General features: G+C 35.1%; 17 protein-coding genes. 3 read left to right on the top strand and 14 right to left on the bottom strand.

Annotation, left to right across the window (positions count from 1 at the left end):
• Positions 1-10 precede the first annotated feature (10 nt).
• From tssC to hrpA, 11 genes are all read right to left on the bottom strand, one after another.
• Positions 11-1,489 (bottom strand): type VI secretion system contractile sheath large subunit, encoded by a 1,479-nt coding sequence (gene tssC / locus ACQVD9_RS14990; RefSeq protein ID WP_264746743.1) that lies wholly within the window; start codon positions 1,487-1,489, stop codon positions 11-13.
• A complete protein-coding gene (gene tssB / locus ACQVD9_RS14995) occupies positions 1,489-2,031 on the bottom strand; it encodes a type VI secretion system contractile sheath small subunit (protein WP_264746744.1) in 543 nt (180 codons plus the stop codon). The genes tssC and tssB overlap by 1 nt, the downstream gene beginning before the upstream one ends.
• Before the next feature lie 45 nt (positions 2,032-2,076).
• Entirely contained in the window at positions 2,077-3,666 is a 1,590-nt protein-coding gene (gene tssA, locus ACQVD9_RS15000; RefSeq protein WP_264746745.1) for a type VI secretion system protein TssA, read from the bottom strand.
• Positions 3,667-3,895: 229 nt separating this feature from the next.
• A complete protein-coding gene (locus ACQVD9_RS15005; RefSeq protein WP_264746746.1) occupies positions 3,896-4,255 on the bottom strand; it encodes a hypothetical protein in 360 nt (119 codons plus the stop codon).
• A gap of 441 nt (positions 4,256-4,696) precedes the next feature.
• Positions 4,697-5,560 carry an STM4011 family radical SAM protein gene (locus ACQVD9_RS15010; RefSeq protein WP_264746747.1) on the bottom strand — a complete coding sequence of 288 codons (864 nt, stop codon included), beginning with the start codon at positions 5,558-5,560 and terminating at the stop codon, positions 4,697-4,699.
• A gap of 119 nt (positions 5,561-5,679) precedes the next feature.
• On the bottom strand, positions 5,680-6,996 hold the full coding sequence (locus tag ACQVD9_RS15015) for an STM4012 family radical SAM protein (RefSeq protein ID WP_264746748.1): 1,317 nt from the start codon (positions 6,994-6,996) through the stop codon (positions 5,680-5,682).
• Positions 6,993-7,775, bottom strand: a complete 783-nt coding sequence (locus tag ACQVD9_RS15020; RefSeq protein ID WP_264746749.1) for an STM4013/SEN3800 family hydrolase — start codon at positions 7,773-7,775, stop codon at positions 6,993-6,995. Before ACQVD9_RS15020 ends, ACQVD9_RS15015 begins: the two co-directional genes overlap by 4 nt.
• A complete protein-coding gene (locus ACQVD9_RS15025) occupies positions 7,768-8,937 on the bottom strand; it encodes an STM4014 family protein (protein ID WP_264746750.1) in 1,170 nt (389 codons plus the stop codon). The genes ACQVD9_RS15020 and ACQVD9_RS15025 overlap by 8 nt, the downstream gene beginning before the upstream one ends.
• Positions 8,918-9,850 carry an STM4015 family protein gene (locus ACQVD9_RS15030; protein WP_264746751.1) on the bottom strand — a complete coding sequence of 311 codons (933 nt, stop codon included), beginning with the start codon at positions 9,848-9,850 and terminating at the stop codon, positions 8,918-8,920. Before ACQVD9_RS15030 ends, ACQVD9_RS15025 begins: the two co-directional genes overlap by 20 nt.
• Positions 9,851-9,951: 101 nt before the next feature.
• The gene (gene cysC, locus ACQVD9_RS15035) at positions 9,952-10,464 is read right to left on the bottom strand and encodes an adenylyl-sulfate kinase (protein WP_264746752.1); all 513 of its coding nucleotides are present in this window, start codon (positions 10,462-10,464) and stop codon (positions 9,952-9,954) included.
• A gap of 18 nt (positions 10,465-10,482) precedes the next feature.
• Positions 10,483-14,415 carry an ATP-dependent RNA helicase HrpA gene (gene hrpA, locus ACQVD9_RS15040; RefSeq protein ID WP_264746753.1) on the bottom strand — a complete coding sequence of 1,311 codons (3,933 nt, stop codon included), beginning with the start codon at positions 14,413-14,415 and terminating at the stop codon, positions 10,483-10,485.
• Between the two features lie 259 nt (positions 14,416-14,674).
• Here hrpA and ACQVD9_RS15045 point away from each other — a divergent pair, with 259 nt between their 5' ends.
• Positions 14,675-15,745, top strand: a complete 1,071-nt coding sequence (locus ACQVD9_RS15045; protein WP_264746754.1) for a 3-deoxy-7-phosphoheptulonate synthase — start codon at positions 14,675-14,677, stop codon at positions 15,743-15,745.
• 45 nt (positions 15,746-15,790) lie between these two features.
• Here ACQVD9_RS15045 and ACQVD9_RS15050 read toward each other — a convergent pair whose 3' ends face one another.
• Together ACQVD9_RS15050 and ACQVD9_RS15055 are read right to left on the bottom strand one after the other, a co-directional pair.
• Positions 15,791-16,063: a GNAT family N-acetyltransferase gene (locus tag ACQVD9_RS15050; protein WP_264746755.1), complete on the bottom strand. Its 273-nt coding sequence runs from the start codon at positions 16,061-16,063 to the stop codon at positions 15,791-15,793.
• A 121-nt stretch (positions 16,064-16,184) separates the two neighbouring features.
• The gene (locus ACQVD9_RS15055) at positions 16,185-16,766 is read right to left on the bottom strand and encodes a DJ-1/PfpI family protein (protein WP_264746756.1); all 582 of its coding nucleotides are present in this window, start codon (positions 16,764-16,766) and stop codon (positions 16,185-16,187) included.
• Positions 16,767-17,021: 255 nt separating this feature from the next.
• On the opposite strand from ACQVD9_RS15055, the gene ACQVD9_RS15060 reads away from it, so the two are divergent.
• Complete coding sequence (locus ACQVD9_RS15060; RefSeq protein ID WP_264746757.1) at positions 17,022-17,396, top strand: hypothetical protein; 375 nt, start codon at positions 17,022-17,024, stop codon at positions 17,394-17,396.
• Positions 17,397-17,547: 151 nt separating this feature from the next.
• Positions 17,548-18,078 (top strand): DMP19 family protein, encoded by a 531-nt coding sequence (locus tag ACQVD9_RS15065; protein WP_264746758.1) that lies wholly within the window; start codon positions 17,548-17,550, stop codon positions 18,076-18,078.
• 36 nt (positions 18,079-18,114) lie between these two features.
• Here ACQVD9_RS15065 and ACQVD9_RS15070 read toward each other — a convergent pair whose 3' ends face one another.
• Complete coding sequence (locus tag ACQVD9_RS15070; RefSeq protein ID WP_264746759.1) at positions 18,115-19,155, bottom strand: amidohydrolase family protein; 1,041 nt, start codon at positions 19,153-19,155, stop codon at positions 18,115-18,117.
• Positions 19,156-19,164 lie beyond the last annotated feature (9 nt).

Consider the following 19,164-nt stretch of genomic DNA (forward strand, 5'->3'; position numbering starts at 1 on the left):
ATCACCCTCATTATTCCTTATCCAATTTACCAACTAGAGATAAGGTGAAATCCGCACCCATATATTTAAAGTGAGGACGAACATTAACAGTTACACGATACCAACCTGGTTCACCCTCAACATCAGTCACAATAATTTGTGCTGCACGTAGAGGACGACGACCACGCACTTCAGCGCTTGGATTTTCTTGGTCAGCAATGTATTGTTTAATCCACTTATTAAGTTCACGCTCAAGATCTGTACGCTCTTTCCAAGAACCTAATTGTTCACGTTGTAATACTTTCACATAGTGAGCAAGACGGCTAATTACGAATAAATATGGTAACTGGGTACCTAATTTATAATTAAGCTCTGCTGTTTTACCTTCTTCACTAATACCAAAGAATTTTGGTTTTTGCACAGAGTTAGCTGAGAAGAATGCTGCATTATCACTACCTTTACGCATGGTTAATGCAATAAAGCCAGACTCAGCTAATTCATACTCACGGCGATCAGAAACCAATACTTCAGTAGGAATCTTAGTTTCGATTTCACCCATACTTTCAAAATGATGTAATGGTAAATCTTCAACCGCACCACCACTGCGTGGACCAATAATATTTGGACACCAACGGTATTTAGCAAAGCTATCTGTTAAACGTGTAGCAAATGCAAATGCTGTATTACCCCATAAGTAATGCTCATGATTTTCAGATACATTCTCTTTATAACAGAAGCTTTTCACAGGATTTTCTTCTGGATCATAAGGATTACGTAATAAGAAACGAGGTAATGTTAAACCACAATAGCGTGAGTCTTCTTGCTCTCTAAAACTTTGCCATTTAGTAAATAAAGGACCTTCGAAGTGATCTTTCAAATCTTTCATATCTGGTAAACCAGTGAAAGCTTCTAAACCAAAGAATTGAGGACCAGCTGCTGCAATAAATGGTGCATGAGCCATACAAGCTACTGCAGAAAGATACTGCATTAACTTAACATCTGGCGAACTCGGGCCAAAATAATAATTACCAACAATAGAGCCTACTGGCATACCACCGAATTGACCATATTCAGCTGTATATACGTGCTTATATAAACCAGATTTAAAGATTTCAGGTGCATCTTCAAAATCATCTAATAGGTCTTCTTTAGAAACATTTAAGATTTCAATCTTATTGTTTTCACGGAAATCTGTACGATCAACTAATAGTTTTAGACCACGCCATGTTGATTCTAAACTTTGCATCTCAGCGTTATGAAGAATTTCATCCATTTGGCGGCTTAATTTCTCATCAATTTCACTGATCATACGATCAACTAATGCTTTCTTGATAGGTTCATTTTTATTTTGAGGCTTTAATAATTCCTCAATAAATACAGCAATCCCCTGCTTTGCAACGTTGTATGCTTCGTCCTCTGGGGTTAACTTAGTTTCTGCAATGATACGATCAAGAATACCAAGCTCGGTAGCGACAGACTTGGACTTTGCTTCTTGTGAGCTAGCACTCATTATTTATCTCCTTTCTTATCTTTACCAGAGTCTTTTCCATTAGCCGCAGCTTCCGCAGCTAAACCTAACTCTTTAAGCACTTTGTCACGAGAGTCATCATCAGATAACACACTCTCAATTGCTTTACGGAAAGCAGGCGCATTTCCTAATGGACCTTTCAATGCTACTAATGCATCTCTTAACTCCATTAGTTTCTTAAGCTCAGGCACTTGCTCAACAACACTAGCAGGATCAAAGTCTTTCATATTCTTGAACTTCAAGCTCACTGCTAATTCGCTATCTGGATCTTCATTTTGAAGACGATTCGGCACTGATATATTTAAATTTAAATTCTGTTTTTCCAATACATCATTAAATGTATTTTTATCAACACTAATCGGCTTTCTTTCTTCTAAAACACGATCATCTGGGCGATGAGTGAAATCACCAAGCACCATAACTTTAAAAGGAATTTCAATTTCTTCTTGAGCATCCCCTATTGCAGGTTTAAACGTAACGTTAATCCGCTCTTTAGGTGCTACTGAGCTTTCTTTCTTAGCCATAAATCTCTCCATTGGTTACTAAACTTTGGATAAAAACCAATAAAATTATTGACCTTCATCCACAATTAAATCCATGTCCAAAAAACACAGTCTTTTATATAATCTCTCTTTTGACTCTCTTACTTGCTGTGATTGTGGTAACAGCTCACAACACTTATATAACAAGTAAACTACTTCTAAAGCTAATGAAGGCTCCCACTGCTCAATTCCTAACTGATGAACATGTTCATCTAAATTTTCCAATTGAGTTTTTGCTAACTCATACTTCTTATTAGCAAAACAGAGTTTAGCCATACATAGCTGCCAGAAGAACTTTTCTCGCCCCCCAGTAGCCATCTTTAAACCAGCTACTAATGGTGCCATTGACTCTTTTAAACCTTCTCGTGACAAGTTAGTAATACACTCCTGCAACACATCGTCCCAAGCCTCTTGACCTGTACCTCCTGAAACAATATGCGCATTAATATGCCCTGCTTGATTACTTAATCGTGGTAATACATGGTCATTAATCCAAGCTACTGTAGTTTCACTTGCAAAACCTGTATTATCGTGAAACTTTAACTCTGTAACACGAGGAACACGTTGCAAAAATAACGCTAATTGCACCTCTAGCTCCAACATAGCGGCATCCATACGAAGAGCATGCAAACATTGCCAAACTATATATTGTCCATCTAACCAAAAAGGTGCTTTTGAAATGCTTATTTCTACATCTGTTATCAAATCTGAATAACGTCCTTGAGCTAGCCTCTCTTTATAATTATTTACTTTATCTAGAGGTACTGGACGTAATGTAGTTACATCATCTTTACTATCAGGTAATGCCTCTATAGCAATCCATAGTAAAGTACGATTTAAACGTAATGCTTTAATATCAGTTGGTCGTTGGTTTAACCACCATATACAAAGTGTTCGACCATTATCTTGTAAATTGCGTAATAACTTACTAGCATCCCGCTCATTATCTAGTGTAGTAATTATTGATTGAGGAGTTGCTGTACCTGTAACTATTTCTTTAGCTTGTGTAATAACTTTTTCTACTACACTTTTAGACTCTTTATCTTTATCAACTAGTTGAGTAGTCTCTGAAATCATCCTTTCGATGCGGCGACAAGTAGGTAATAATAAAGGGGACTTATCCTGCCACTTATCTGTTAAAAACGTATCTAAACGAATTAATTCTTCTAATAATTTTTCAAATAAAGAAATTTGGTCTTTAACATCTATAGACTCTTGAAAAAGTTGCTCTAACCTAGAGCTTAACCACTCAACAGCCGACATCTTTGTTCTTTGCTTAGTAGGAAATATATCATCCCAACACTTAGCAATTAATTCATTGAGAAAATAAATGCCCGCATGCAATCCAGTAAAAGAATCTGTTTTAAAAAGTCCCCAAGAGAACCAAGCAAGCACTCGTATATCTTTTGCCTGAGAAGTTAGTATTTTTTCACTTAACTCTACTACTCTCTGCCAATCCGTCCCTGTACTACTAAAAAGTGAGGTCGATCCTGACAACATACTTTCAACTTCTTCGAAAGCAGCAGAATAACGAACATCTTCACCTACAAAGCTATCACCATTAATAGCCTCTAATAAAGATGAATAATTTTTTAGTAAGGGGTTAACAAAAGACATCTTTACCCTGCTTCCCTGATAAATAAAGATTATTGATTGATAACCAAGATCATATTATTAATTTTATGTATAGCAACATGGCTTAATACATCAATTTTGTATCTATTATAATTTATATGTACAGCTATCATATAATATATCCTTTATTGACCACTATAACTTCATGATTCTAAAAATAATTATTCATTACTTAATTATTTTCTTAAAACCATACCTTACCGCTAAACTTTCATTTTTTTTGTTTTAAACTATTACTAACAGGGCAAGTATTCAAACCCTTATAGCCAAAAACAATATTCTTCCTATCTGTTTCAAACTGAACATTACAACAAACAACTTCAGGTTTTAAATAATATGTATCATTATCTCTAATCCCAACAGAAGATTGCCCCGTGGTTTTGCATTGATGCCATGTATAGCGCTTATAATCAACCCAATCTTCAATCACATCAGGATTTCTACCAAACCCATCAATAACTACTAATATATGTTGTCCTTTTAAATGAACGAACTCATCTTGTTGTGGTTTATTCCATAGACTACAAGCAGTTAATACCAATAACATATTAATACAAAATAACTTACTCAAAAGATAGAGCATCTTCCTAGGTTGCGTTGCTATTCCATTATTAATATCAATCACTACTACTCAACCATATTTGAATAAAGTTATTACTAATATATTCCATATGTCAGTGCTACTATGAAATTCAACCATTCAACTATTGTTTAATTTCCTTAAATTTCCATTAGACAATAGGCTTAACTATTTTGTAATAGTATATCCTTACTTTTAATAATAGTTCCACACTTAAATTAAATTTTATTAATTTAAGTTAACAAACCAGCAAAAAAGGTTACCTAAATATCACAACATCAATTACCAATCCCTTATGACAACAATAGAATAAATACCTTAATTATTCCTTAAAATGAATCAAATTGACTATATTTTCTTTATAAACTTCCATCATCTAATCATAATTAATTATTTGCATAATAATGAGTTTAACTCATTATTAAATTATACTTATAGCTCTATAAGCATAATACGTTCTAGGGCTTGCTTACCAAATATTCTTTTAAAATTAAGTGACTTAAGAAAAATATAGCCTATATGACAATCACAAAATCCTCTTCTACAAACTCTTTCTTGTAGTATCTGTTGCCAGTTATTTTGATGAATATTACCAATAACTTGTTTAATAAAATGACAACGATAAATATCACCACACTCATCTACAACAATAGCATCTTCGCCAGTAGAACAAGGTAGATCTATAGAAACATAAGGCTTATTGAATGGAAATAATGGATCAATTGCTGTTAAAAACAACCTTTGCTCTTCTGTATAGATATAATGCTGATCTTTATCTACATAAGCATTAATCCATAAATAAGTGCTAGGATTTAACTCTTTACGTAATTGCTGAATCTCATCAAATAAATCAGGTTTCCCTACCACTCCTACACTGTATTTAACATTATTACTGTCCAAAAGTTTAGTCTTACTAATAAACTTTTGTCTAGCTACTTCCGTTGGGTGATAAGTACACCATAATCTAAGTTTTGAACTATTGATCTCCGCTAAAAAATCTAGCTTACTACTTAAATTGGTTTGAAAAATAATCTTATTAACATTAGGCATTACTGCTAATTGTTTAATTGCTTGTTGGTATCGTTTAAAGACTAATGCCTCCCCCCATGGAGTAAAAAATATATTAAAGTTAATATCTGTATTATTAGCTATCCAGCTTATAAAACTATCTAGCCCAGCAATATCTTTGGCCTTTTTCTGGCTAGTTTCTTTACTCTTCGCAAAAGGACAATAGTCACACGCATAATTACAAGTCTCTAAAGCTCCCCTATAAAAAACCGTTAACTCCTTTAACATAATAAGTTTCCATGGAAACTTATAAAATCATATAAAAAGTAACTCACTATGCCACACGCTATAATATACTTTTTCAACATAGGGCATAACCCTTTTGACAATTCTCTACAATGCATAATTTATTTCAACTCATAGCTACTCATACGTTGCTCAATATCTGGCGCATAAAACCATGGGCCTATTAAATCAGCCAGCTCTAAACCTCTCTCAGTTAACTGCCAATTATTTTGCTGGTTTTGAATTAACTGCAATTCTATTAACTCATTTAATTGTGGATAATCTATAAAAGGTGAGCTGGCAAAACGCTGTTGATAAAGCTCAATAGACAGCCCTGTCATATGTAAAATAGATTGCAGAATAAAACGACGTTTTTGAGTATCTTGATCCATTTTAAAACCATAAGCTATTTGCTTAAAATCAGCTTCGGTTCTATTGTTATAACTTTCTAAGATAGCTTTAATTCCTTTACGACCAACCGCGTATTCATTAGAGTAATGTAACCCTCGAGTATAGGATCGCGCTCCACAACCCAAACCAACCATACCATCTTGTTGGCAACAATAATCTGCATATTCAATCTGACTAACGATAGGCTTTCTAAAATGACGCATACTCATTTGTTGATAGCCTGCGTTTAATAACATATCTCGTCCTTGTTGATAAAGTCTTAACCGCTCATCATCCCAACTAAAACCAAATTTACCAATACCTGTTAAGGGTCTTACATAAAGTGGGTATAAAAATATTTCTTCAGGTTCAAAGCTTAATGCTGCTTGTAAAGACTTTGCCCAACTAGTTGGATCTTGATTAGCTAAACCATAGATTAAATCTAGATTTAAAATAGGAAAACTAAACTTTCTAATCTTTTCTATAGCATGAATTACTTCTTGATTGCTTTGCCCACGCCCAACTGATTTAATCTCAGTTGCAGAAAAGCTTTGCACCCCCATACTGACACGTTTGATATGGTAGTTTTTTAAAATAGCTAAGCGATCTAAAGTTACTGTTGCGGGGCTGGTTTCAACACTGGAAGGAATAGCTGCATAATCTAATTTAAAGATAGCCAATGCATCAAATAATTGTTGCAACTCTTCTGCCAATAAATAAGTAGGTGTACCTCCTCCTAAAGCAAAACGACTAAATTTTGCCTGCTCTCCTAAGGCTTCATAGGTTACTTTTGCTTGCCTAGTTAAGGCTTCAATATAAGCTTTGGTTAGCGCTAATTTAGGATTAGCAGTAGTGAATAAATTACAAAAGCCACAACGCATACCACAAAAGGGAATATGAGCATAAAGAAATAATTGTGATTTATCTTCTACAGCCCAAGCACTTTTTAATGCTATAGGCTCAAAATGTTGATAGCTTGTTTTATGGGGATAGGCATAGGTATAGCCTTTGTAATATTCACCCTGCTCAATCAATGCTTTTAAACTCATAGTACATCCAAAACAAATTCTGTATAAGGTACTGTCCAAACTGTTTCATGGGCTAAACGGTGCCCATAATAACCATCTTCACCAAACGCTTCACCATGATCTGAGGTTAAAATAACTAACGTTTTACAACGTTTTTGCTGCTCTGCTAGTAAATAAGCAATATGTTGTTGTGCATACTCCAAAGCTGCTTGTTGCGTTTCCTTAGAATCTTCTTGCAAGGTTGGATGATAAATACAAGTAGGTTGGTGGGTGGCGGCCACATTAATAAATAAAAACTTTGGTTTATTATTTTGCTGTAAAAATTGAAGAGCTTGTTTAACCTGTAACTCGGTAGAACCTTTACCTGTTACCCCCATTTCTATATTCCAATAAGACTCTTGAAATAAATTAGGTAATACACTGCCTAACTCTGCTTGTTTATTAAAAAACCCCACACCACCTATACAGCAGGTAGCATAACCTAAATTCTTCAATGCGTTAGGCAAGGTACTTTCAGCAAAAGTAAAGGTATTAGGCTGAGTAGTGGTCGAACCAGCAAAAGCGGAAGCAAATAATCTTGGAGCAGTAGGGTTATCAATAGGGGTTGGTAAAAAGCCACTAAAAAAAGCATGATGTGCTGCATAAGTAAAAGTAGCTGGAGAATGTCTTGCCTCCCAATGAGGTACAAATACGTTTAACTGAGGCATCTTGGCATTTTGTAATACATCAAAACGTAAACTATCAAAAGTAATAAAAATAATATCTACTTTATTAGCCACCAACTCTTTTACATTAATCATTACTACGTCCAATTTTATTACGTGTTAATAATGCTAATAACTCTGCTTGATAAGTATCTAGCCCTTGATAATAAGTATTAGGATGAAAATCACCAAAAGTATTTGCCTCTAATAAATAAGGCTTTTTGGTATTTTGGCTAACTAAAATATCAACCCCTGCATATAAACTATTAGGAAAACATTGCATTGCTTTTTCTGCCAGCTCAGGTACTAACTGCCAACTATTACCTAAATAATTTTTAATCTGCTCAAGATCTCCCCGTCCATTACCTAAATGTAAGTTAGTAATGGCCTGCTTACCCAATCGAATTAAAGTATGCATCGCTTTACCATTAATCACTACAACTCGAATATCAAATACTTTGCCTTGATAACTTGCTTTAGGAAGCCACCTTTCTATTTGTAGTTTATGATATTTTAATAACTCATCTATTAGCTGAGCTATTTGCTGCCAAGTATTATAACGAATGAGTTTACGATTATTATACAAGCGAATACCCTTCTGGCTTTCTACCATTTCAATGGTTGTAATTGCTTGAATTTGATTTTTATTAATGGCTAATGCGATTGTGCCACTAGCACCACTACCATGTGCTAACTTAATAAAAACTCGATTTAACTTTTGTTGATTTAATACTGAGATCAACTGTTCAAAACTCCTCACCTCCTCAGTTACTTGATACGGAGTTGGTAAGTTTAATAACTGCCAAAGCTCTGATGTTTTTCTTTTATCAAATAATTGTAATCCTTCTGAGAAATCCACTGTACAGTAATGACTAGGGCTTTGTACAAGCTGTTCTTGAACAATACCAAAAAACTGCTGTAATCCTGCATACCATTGATTAGATGGGATTATCTCCCCTTGCTCCAGCTGTAAATCAGCAATATTTTCAATCACACCGTTTGTTATATGTTGTTTACCTAACTGTAATAACAAACGCTCAATATCACTAGACTCTCCTGATGTCTCCAGTCGAATGATATTGCCTTGGTGTACTGTATGGATAAGCGATTGTGGATTTTCTATTATCTGTTGATAGGAAATAACCTTAGCTAATGGCCAATTAATTTGCTGTAATGAAGATTGAAAAGCAGCAACTCGACGGCTATTAGGTGGTGCTATAAGCACCACCTGTTGTGGATTACTCACCAATGCTGACATAGCGCCAGTCATCATCCTCATCATAATCAGCATCAGAAGATACATCAATAGTAAAGCCTTTGGCTGCAGCAAAAGCTTGTAATTTTTTAGCCATTTCTTCTGATAAATAGTTATGGTTTAAATCGAGGTGTTTTAAGTTATCTAAATTTTTAGCATCCAATAGTGCTTGGGCACCCTTATCACCTAATGTCCCTAATGATAGATCTAAAGTATCTAGATGAGTAACTACAGGCGAGTTAGCCACTGCTTTAGCAATATTATCTTGCTCATCACAGTTCATTAATCCTAAATAGGTTAATTGATTAAAACGATCTTGCAGTATCGGCTGTAAATCTTCTACCGATCCTGTATAACCATACTCTTCTGTACCTAAATAAATTTCCAGATGTTTTAGTTTAGGTAAATTAGCATTGGCTATTTCTTTAATTGTTGTAGAATCTAAACCACCTGATTGAACAATTAATGTTTCTAACTCTGGTGCATTTAAATTAGTAAAACCTAAATCATTACCACCACGCGTACCAAAATGTTTTAATTTAGGAAAGGCATGAATTAAGGGCGCATTATCTGTATTAATAATCCATGAAATTTCATTTTCTTCATAGGTTATATCATTAACAAATAAGGTATCCAATAACGGTAATTGATCTTTAGCAGCAATCACAGCATTAATTGGGCCCGCTGAACTTTCTTCATACATTTCTTCTGAATAAGCACCCAATACCAACCCTCTAGTTTCTTTAGCATTAGATTCTGCTAGATATTTACTTAATTTTTCATCCCATGTTTGCTTATCATCGTAATCAACAGCAATACGATATATGGTATTTTCTAAGTTTTGAAGTGGTTTTCCTGGCTCCCAATCTTCAACTTTATAGCCAGCAAATTTATCTAAATGGTTACCTATTGTCATAATAATCCCCTTCCTGCTGAATTAAATCATATTGCTGTTGTTAAAAATAATTTCTCTAGTTTATAAATTTATACTTAATAATATATTAATTTACCGCAATATTATGATGGTAATATTTTACTGACAGTTTCTTCAACTGTAAGTAAATCTGTTCTAAATTGATATGCAGGGTTTTCAGGAGTTTCGTAAGGTGCACTAACCCCTGTAAAATCTAATAACTCACCTGCTATTGCTTTAGCATATAATCCTTTAGGATCTCGTTTTTGCAAAACAGCTAAAGGAGCTTCTAAATAAATTTCAGTAGCTTGTAATTTTTCAATAGCTTGTTGTCGAGCCTCTTTATAAGGGCTAATAACACTGACAATAACCACTATTCCCTGCTGCTGTAACGAATAAGCTAACTCCGCTATCCGTTGAATATTAGTATCGCGATCTTGTTTAGAAAACCCCAAATCAGCACATAAAGTTTTTCTTAGCTCATCACCATCTAACACTTGATTTTTTATATTAAGGGCTGTAAGGCTTGCTGCCAATGCATTAGCCAAAGTAGTTTTACCTACTCCTGATAATCCCGTTATCCAAAAAGCTAATGACTTACTCCCTGTTCTTTCCATAGTTGATTCAACTCACTTTTAATTTTCTACCAACTGCCACTGCTTAGCTAATCGCTTATCTGAAATAGGCATTTTAGTACCTAATTGCTGAGCAAATATTGATACACGATATTCTTCCAACATCCAACGATATTGTTGTAAGGCTATATCTCGTTTACCTTCTTTTAGATGTTTAGTTAAACGTGTTTGATATTGCTGCCAATATTCGGTTAACTCACTGCTATAAACTCGATCTTTCTGTAACTGTCCTGCTAATTTCTCAAGACGTTGTTCAACGGCTTTTAAATAACGTGGATACTCTTTTAACCATTCAATGGGAGTATCCCTAACAAAATGTAGATTAACTAAATTTGCTAACTGTAGTTTTACATCAGCTAAAGCTACTGCTTGGGTTAGATCTATTTTACCTTTTAAGCGTCTTTGTAAACTGTGATGTAACTTTAAAATACCTAACACAAGCTTAACTAATCGATCTGCATTATCAAACCAGCTACCACGCTTAGTCTCTGCTAAGCTAGCTAAACCAGCCGCATCACGAGGTAGTGTCTTTTCATCAGCTAATACAGTTTCATCAATACTGGCTAATAAAATATCTTCTAATAAAGCATCTACTCGACCAATATCTTTAAAATAAAGGCCTAGCTCTGTTTGTAAAGGAAGTTTGTTACGCAAAAACTTTGCTTGGTCTGCTAATTGTTGTGAAAATAATCGTTGTAAAGCTCGACGATGTTGATAATCTGCCTCAGCTTGAGTAGCAAAACGCTCCTCTTTGATAACACCATTTTGCTCGGCTAAAGCAGGATACACGGTCATGCTTAAGCCAGCCACTTTATGTTGTTGAGTAATTGGCAAGGTATCAAAACTGTTTGCGGCAATAGGCTTGCTGGCTTGTTTTTGTTTAGGAATTGCCAGTGCTGCTTGGCTTTCTTTATTAAAACGTGCTACCAAGGCTGCCAAATCCCTACCCTCACCTAACAACTTGCCCTCTGCATCCACTACCTCAATATTCATTCTTAAATGATCATCAAGGTTAGCTTCTGCCTCTAACCATGCTTCATCACTAATTCGTACCCCTGTCATTCTTAATAACTGCTGACCTAATGCTTGGTATAAATCCCCCTCAGCAAAGCTAATAGTTGCCAATGCGGCTTTAACAAAATCAGGAACAGGCACAAAGTTTTTACGAATAGCTTTGGGTAGATTACGTACTAACGCAATACAACGTTGTTCTAATAAACCAAGCACTAACCAATTTAAACGCTCTTTAGCTAACTGGGGCAATAATGGTGCTGGAACTTTTACAGTAACACCATCACGAGGGTTTCCTGGTTCAAACTCATAACTAAGTGGCAGGGTTAAATCGCCTAGCTGTAAGTAATCTGGAAATAGGTTGGTGGTAACCTCATTAGCATCCCTTGCTAATGCATCAGCCTCGGTCATTATTAATAGCTTAGGATTATTTTTACTCTCTGTCTGATACCATTTATCAAAACTAGCTGTTTGATAAATATCTTGTGGAATATATTTATCATAATACTGATAGAGCGTTTCTTCATCAGCAATAATATCGCGACGACGGGCTTTAGCTTCTAAATCATCTAATTTTTCCATTAGTTGATGATTGGCTTTTAAACATTTTGCTTTAGATAAAATTTCACCCTGCACTAATCCCTCACGAATAAATAACTCCCGTGCGGTTTGTGGATCATGCGGTCCATAATGCACTGCTCGTCGCCCAACAATAATTAAGCCATATAAAGTAACCTGCTCAAAAGCAACGACTTGCCCTCGTCTTTTTTCCCAATGGGGTTCAAGATAAGTTCGCTTTAATAAGTGGGCTGCTAGGTTTTCTAACCAACTTGGCTCTATTTTAGCGACTATACGGGCAAATAATTTAGTGGTTTCCACTAATTCAGCCGCCATAATCCATTGGGGACGTTTTTTAGCTAGCCCTGTGGATGGGTGTATCCAAAACCGTCGTTGTCTAGCACCAAGATAATCATTATCTTCTGTTTTTTGACCGATATGACTTAATAAACCAGCTAACACCGCTTGATGAACCGCCTCATAATTTAAACTTGCTTGCTCATTATCACTATGCTTTTGGTGATTTAATAACTTCATTTCTCGACAAATTAATAATAGTTGTCGATGTGCATCACGCCACTCTCTTAATCGTAAATAATTTAAAAAGTTTTTTCGACACCAATTGCGTAGTTGATTGCTGCCTAATTCTTGGCGTTTTTCCTCAAAACCACGCCATAAATTAATCAGTGCTGCAAAATCAGAATCAGGATCTTTCCATTGAGCATGAGCTTGATCTGCTGCCTGTTGCCTTTCCATTGGTCGCTCTCTTGGATCTTGAACCGAAAGCGCACTACTAATAATTAATAATTCATCTAATACCTTACGCCGTGCTCCCTCAATAAGCATACGCCCTAAACGTGGGTCAACAGGCAAACGTGCTAACTGTTTACCTAAATTGGTTAACTCACCTTTTAGCGTAACTGCTGATATTTCTTGTAATAAGGTAAAGCCATCTTTAATAGCCTTACTTTCAGGCGGTTCAATAAAAGGGAAATCCTCAATTCTACCTAAACGCAAATGAAGCATTTGCAAAATAACTGCAGCTAAGTTGGTACGCAGTATTTCTGGATCAGTAAACAGTGGTCTACTCAAAAAATCTTGCTCACTGTAGAGCCGAATACAAATACCAGCCTCTACTCGCCCACAACGCCCTTTACGTTGGTTGGCGCTGGCTTGAGAAATAGCTTCAATGGGCAAACGTTGTACTTTAGCACGATAACTATAACGACTAACTCTTGCCGTACCACTATCAATTACATAACGAATACCCGGCACAGTTAATGAAGTTTCTGCCACATTAGTAGCAAGAATAATACGTCGCCCTGCATGGGTCTGAAAAATACGTTGCTGCTCAGCAGGTGTTAATCGAGCATAAAGGGGCAAAATTTCGGTATGCCGTAAATTAGCTTTACGCAGTATATCCGCTGCATCACGAATTTCCCTCTCACCCGGTAAGAAAACCAGAATATCACCTAATGCTCGTTGATTAGATTTTTCATATTGATCTAACTCTGCGATAGCCGCCAAAACCCCTTGATCGACTGATAAATCATCTTCTAAAGGATTACCCTCTGCGTCTAACTCACTCACTAAAGGACGATACCAAGTCTCTACAGGATAAGTACGACCTGATACTTCAATAATAGGTGCATTATCAAAATGCTTAGCAAAACGTTCTAAGTCAATGGTTGCAGAAGTAATAATCAGTTTTAAATCAGGTCTTTTAGGTAATAAGGTTTTTAAAAAGCCTAATAGAAAATCAATATTTAAACTACGCTCATGAGCTTCATCCACAATAATCGTATCGTAACGATTTAAAAAGCGATCATGTTGCGTTTCAGATAGTAAAATACCATCTGTCATCAACTTAATCAGCGTTTTATCCGTACTTTGATCCTCAAACCTAACCTGATAACCCACTAACTCACCTAAGGGAGTGGTCAACTCTTCAGCTACCCGACTAGCCACACTACGAGCAGCGATTCTCCTAGGTTGAGTATGCCCTATCAAACCCTGAACACCACGGCCTATTTCTAAACAAATTTTAGGTAATTGAGTTGTTTTTCCAGAACCTGTTTCGCCTGCTACCACTACTACTTGATTTTCTAAAATTGCTTTTTTTATTTCTTCTCTTTTAGCTGCAATAGGTAACGCGTCATCATAATTAATAGGTGGAATACTTTGTTGGCGATTGACTACTGTTTGACAAGACTGTTGCAAACGCTCACTCCAACGTACCAATTTTGCTTCATCAGGTTGTTTTTTTAAGGCAAAAAACTCCTTTCGCAAAAAATGACGATCAACCATCATTGCTCGCTCAATACGTTTTAATAAGGAATTATCTAATTGCTGTTCAGTAGTCATCTATCAAGTATCAGCTAATACAAAAGCGAACATTATAATACCTTTACAGATACTGATTAAAATAAACTTTATTATTTATTACATTATTAATATAACTTTTGACTAACTCATCAAAAAATCTATTAACTCCATCAATAAAAATAATTTTCTTGCTACAGCACACTAGAGGAGAATACAACTTATATGTTATTGTCTACATCTTTCAACTGCTATTGTTTATGGAAATTTTCTGTGCATAAAGTGCCTGATGAGTAATATAATGACTGACTTACCTATTGAAGACTTAAATGTTGTATCAAATAATGCTTTGATCACACCAGAACAACTTAAAAAAGAGCTGCCATTAACGGCTACTGCTTTAAAAACTGTTTCTACTGGTCGTCAAGTTGTACGTGATATTTTAGATCGTAAAGACCACCGCTTGTTTATAGTGTTAGGTCCTTGCTCTATTCACGATTTAAAAGCGGCTAAAGAATACGCTGAGCGCCTTAAATTACTTGCTGAAGAAGTGCAAGACACGCTCTATCTTATTATGCGCGTTTATTTTGAGAAACCACGTACCACTGTAGGTTGGAAAGGCTTAATTAATGATCCTTATTTAGATGATTCTTTTAAAATTGAGGATGGTCTAAAGATTGGTCGTCAATTACTATTAGACTTAGCTGATATGGGTTTGCCTACTGCTACTGAGGCATTAGATCCTATTTCACCACAATATTTGCAAGATTTAATTAGCTGGTCTGCCATTGGCGCACGTACTACTGAGTCACAGACTCACCGTGAAATGGCCTCAGGTCTCTCTTCTGCAGTTGGTTTTAAAAATGGCACAGATGGTGGTTTAACTGTAGCAATTAATGCATTGCAATCTGTTTCTAATCCGCATCGTTTTTTAGGTATTGACCAAAAAGGTGGTGTCTCTATTGTAACCACAAGAGGTAACCCTTATGGTCACGTAGTATTACGTGGTGGCAATGGTCGCCCTAATTACGACTCTGTAAGTGTTTCTCTGTGCGAACAAGAATTAACTAAGGCGAAAATCACACCTAATATTATGATTGATTGCAGCCATGCTAACTCTAACAAAGATCCAGCTTTACAACCTTTAGTAATGGAAAACGTAACTAATCAAATTGTTGAGGGTAACAAATCCATCGTTTCACTAATGGTAGAAAGTAACTTAGGATGGGGAAGTCAATCTATTCCTAAAGACTTAAAGCAATTAAAATATGGTGTTTCCATTACAGATGCATGTATTGACTGGGAAACGACTGAAAAATCAATCCGTTCAATGCACAATCGTTTGAAAGATATACTTCCAAAACGTAATTAATGCACTAGCAAGTTAGATGGTATTATTACCATCTAACTTATCCTTTTAAATCAACCCCTTACTTTGCATATATTTTTCAACATACGAGCATGTTGGAATAATTTTTAAGCTGTTCTGCTCGGCATAATCTAACACTGCTTTAGTTAGTTCAGCAGCAATTCCTCTACCCCTTAAAGCCTCAGGAACAAAGGTTCGATAGCAGTCAATTGTCCTATCTCCCATGTTAGCATAGGCTAGATAAGCACAACTCTCATTTATATTTACTTTAAATTGATGCTCCATTACATCATGTATTATTTCTACTGCTATATCAGTCATGCCAAAATCCTTCTATTGCTTTTTTTTATTATTATGATGTTTTTTCATAGAAAGAGAACCGTAAAAGGTGAATAATGAGACCTATGTCTAATAATTCACCTATAAATAGTAGGATATTCGTCTAAATTACTATATTTGCCCCTAAAAGTTTAACAAATTTAGCTAACCAATCAGGATGAGCAGGCCAAGCTGGTGCAGTTACTAAATTACCATCAACTACAGCTTGATCAACAGGTATATTCTGATAACTACCACCGCCTAAACCAACCTCTGGCTCACAGGCAGGATAAGCACTACATTTCTTACCCTTTAAAATACCCGCTGCAGCCAATAATTGGGGACCATGGCATACAGCCGCAATAGGCTTATCAGCCTTAGCAAACTCTTGTACAATTTCAACAACTCGTTTATTAAGACGCAAATATTCTGGTGCACGTCCTCCAGGCACTACTAAACCAACATAATCAGCTACATTTACTTTATCAAAATCATAGTTTAATGCAAAACCATGACCAGGTTTTTCACTGTAAGTTTGATCACCTTCAAAATCATGGATAGCTGTTTTAACCTTCTCTCCTGCTTTTTTATTTGGACAAACAGCATGCACCTTATAACCCAGCATTAATAAGGCTTGAAAAGGCACCATAGTTTCATAGTCTTCAACATAATCACCCACAATCATTAGTAATTTTTTATCAGCCATTTGTATCTCCTTACAGTATTAAAAAAGTCATGACTCATTGTATATACTGAGAGCAATCTTTATAAAAAGAAAGTCTATCTTAACCTTGTCAAAATTAAACACAATAAAAACAAAACCATATATCTATTCATGAACAAAAACTAAATGATTTGTATTCCTTTAAGTCATATTTATTTAAACAATGATATTATGAAGCTAACTTTATTTAAAAGAGTGTTTCGTGCAAAGATTATTTTAAAACTAGGAATTGCTCTAATGCGTTATAAGTTTTGTTGTATTTTTATCCTTTTTAGCTTGTATACTCCATTCGTAGTTATGGCAGAATCAACTCAAATTTGTTCGCAACAAGCTATTGAAGAAGCAAATAGTCAATATTTACGAGAAATATCAAACTATATTAGCGAATTCACTAACAAAAAAAATCATGTCGCTGTGGCTGAATTAAGCAAAATAAAACCAAAAGCTTCTTTTAAGAAAAAGCATGCTGCGGAAATCAAACAATTTGGTCATCCTGATTATCAGCCTTCTCAAGAGTTTTGTGATGATGCATATACTAATCTTAAAGAATTAAAACAACAAATAAACAACATTATTGAAAAACATAATGATGATATAGAAGAAACTTCTTAAGAAGAAGAGAATCTTTTTATATTGCTTCTTAAACTCAACAAGATAATTACTTGATACTTGATTAAGTTAAAACTATTTTCATCTGTCTTTACATTTTTTAATTAGTTATCCACAATAAAACATCTTACTTTACATAAAAAAAGGAAAATAAATGGACAAAGTTATTGTCTCTGAAAATAGTTTTAATAGCATTGATCCCTACGATATCATTGACTCCAATATCAGTTTTATTAACTTATTAAGGGAAGAAGGCTTTGAGGAGGAACTTTGTCCAGAAGCTCAAACTAGTTACTATGTAGACTACTATTATTCACAAGTTAAAAATGGTGGTTTCTCTCAGTTTGTTTATAACAGTGGTTGGAACGATGAGTTAAATGCTGTTATACGTGATGGCCTTGAAAAAATGCAGGCCACAGATCATTTAGCTTTTTTTAATCAGCAAGCTATTGTAATAGATACCTATGATGAACTTGAACTAGCTAGATTCTTAGACGGTGATTATTTTGGTAAAAACCCAACCCGTGATGCTTTAAACAATGATGACTTCTTTAAGATAAGAGAAAACCTCATTGAGCTTAATGCTAACTGGTTAAAAAGCTTGTCTAATCTAACAGTATTATCTATTGAACAAATGTTCCAAGCAGCTGAAAAAATATTAGAAAAAGCAATTAATCGAGAATAAGTAACTCATAGGCTATGTATTACATAGCCTATATAATTATTCCTGTTGGTTCTTTATAGCTTTAGGAAGAATAGCTAAAAAATTATCCCTTGCTACTTTATGAGCAACATCTTTAGGTAATGCATCCAAAAAAGGATTAAAACTTTCCAAATAACTAGGTAAATTATCAAACTTACCTACCACATCAGAACCTAATAAAAATCTATCTGGATATTCTTCTACTAGCTCTATCCACTTAGGATCAGGCTTCTTATCTTTATCAATAAGATAAGGTTCTAATACAGTCCATGACAAATCAATATATAAATTTGGATAAGTTTTTAATAAACGCTTTACTTCTGGTAATAGAAAATCCAACTTTTTTTGATGGCGATGAATTTCTGCACTTGTTCCTGCATGCGCCCAAATAAATCGTGTTTTAGGATGTTTTTTTACTGCCTCTTCTAGCTCTTCTAAGTAAAGAGGCTTACGCTCTCGCTGAGAAGTTATATTACTATGCAACATAACTGGCAGATCATGCTTAGCTGCTAAATCATAAACACGATCCAATGCCTCATTATTAGCACGGGGAATATCCCCTGTAGTTAAAGCTGTTAAATTATCATGACGAGTAAATATCTCACCAATACCCTGCCAAAACCCAGGATTCATTTCCAACACACGCTCTATATGCTGATCAGCCATCTTATCTACAGGATTAAACCCTGTTAAAAAAGGATGAAAACGTTTTCTTTGCTCCTCAGATAAATCTTTAACTGCATCAAGTACAATTACATCAGTTGCACTATACCAATAAACAGCAGCATCATCGCCTGCATAATAGCGTGGCTTTTGAGGTTCATCTTCATGCCATTTCTTAGCTACAGCAACACCACTAATCATTACATGATCAATCTTTCCCTTATCCATTGCTTTAAGCAACTTATTCATACCATCTGTATCTTGGAAAAAGTCCACATAATGCAAATGAGCATCTGAATAATGATAATCACGGGCATTAGCTGATAATACAAATAATGCTAAAAAAATAGCTAATATTGACTGAGATAATTGATTTAACCTAGTCAGAATACACATAGATAATAA

This window comes from Entomomonas sp. E7T21 (assembly GCF_058693955.1).

Coding starts and splice junctions, on each gene's coding strand:
- cysC (WP_264746752.1), bottom strand. CDS start 10,464: ATGGAAAGAACAGGGAGTAAGTCATTAGCTTTTTGGATAACGGGATTA.
- ACQVD9_RS15045 (WP_264746754.1), top strand. CDS start 14,675: ATGACTGACTTACCTATTGAAGACTTAAATGTTGTATCAAATAATGCT.
- ACQVD9_RS15010 (WP_264746747.1), bottom strand. CDS start 5,560: ATGTTAAAGGAGTTAACGGTTTTTTATAGGGGAGCTTTAGAGACTTGT.
- hrpA (WP_264746753.1), bottom strand. CDS start 14,415: ATGACTACTGAACAGCAATTAGATAATTCCTTATTAAAACGTATTGAG.
- tssC (WP_264746743.1), bottom strand. CDS start 1,489: ATGAGTGCTAGCTCACAAGAAGCAAAGTCCAAGTCTGTCGCTACCGAG.
- tssA (WP_264746745.1), bottom strand. CDS start 3,666: ATGTCTTTTGTTAACCCCTTACTAAAAAATTATTCATCTTTATTAGAG.
- ACQVD9_RS15025 (WP_264746750.1), bottom strand. CDS start 8,937: ATGTCAGCATTGGTGAGTAATCCACAACAGGTGGTGCTTATAGCACCA.
- ACQVD9_RS15020 (WP_264746749.1), bottom strand. CDS start 7,775: ATGATTAATGTAAAAGAGTTGGTGGCTAATAAAGTAGATATTATTTTT.
- ACQVD9_RS15055 (WP_264746756.1), bottom strand. CDS start 16,766: ATGGCTGATAAAAAATTACTAATGATTGTGGGTGATTATGTTGAAGAC.
- ACQVD9_RS15030 (WP_264746751.1), bottom strand. CDS start 9,850: ATGACAATAGGTAACCATTTAGATAAATTTGCTGGCTATAAAGTTGAA.
- ACQVD9_RS15050 (WP_264746755.1), bottom strand. CDS start 16,063: ATGACTGATATAGCAGTAGAAATAATACATGATGTAATGGAGCATCAA.
- ACQVD9_RS15015 (WP_264746748.1), bottom strand. CDS start 6,996: ATGAGTTTAAAAGCATTGATTGAGCAGGGTGAATATTACAAAGGCTAT.
- ACQVD9_RS15060 (WP_264746757.1), top strand. CDS start 17,022: ATGCGTTATAAGTTTTGTTGTATTTTTATCCTTTTTAGCTTGTATACT.
- tssB (WP_264746744.1), bottom strand. CDS start 2,031: ATGGCTAAGAAAGAAAGCTCAGTAGCACCTAAAGAGCGGATTAACGTT.
- ACQVD9_RS15070 (WP_264746759.1), bottom strand. CDS start 19,155: ATGTGTATTCTGACTAGGTTAAATCAATTATCTCAGTCAATATTAGCT.
- ACQVD9_RS15065 (WP_264746758.1), top strand. CDS start 17,548: ATGGACAAAGTTATTGTCTCTGAAAATAGTTTTAATAGCATTGATCCC.